The organism is Bacillus sp. SIMBA_005, from assembly GCF_046535585.1.
In the GTDB taxonomy this organism is placed as follows: Bacteria; Bacillota; Bacilli; order Bacillales; family Bacillaceae; genus Bacillus; species Bacillus pumilus.
In genome coordinates, this window is record NZ_JAWRWI010000702.1 from 1 (window position 1) to 257 (window position 257).

General features: G+C 63.8%; 1 protein-coding gene. It reads left to right on the top strand.

Annotated elements, in window-relative coordinates; all coding sequences use genetic code 11:
• Positions 1-257, top strand: a 257-nt coding sequence (locus tag SB660_RS21885) for a hypothetical protein (RefSeq protein ID WP_410584539.1), incomplete at both ends; no start/stop codon positions are given.

Sequence of the window (257 nt, forward strand, 5' to 3'; positions counted from 1 at the left end):
GCTCGCAGATGTCGACCGCGACGGCGTGATCACCGTGCTCGTGCAGCACTCGGACGGCTATGCCGGCGAGGATCTCTCGACGCGCGACAGCATCGTGGATCCGTATCACCCGGACGACACCCCGCGCGGCGACTACGACTTCACGATCGCGTGGGAAAGTGACCCGCAGTACTACAACGAGCACTACACGCAGCACCAGCGCGCGATCCACGACTTTCTCCTCGACCAGCGCGAGGCGAAGAACATCCAGTACCTCG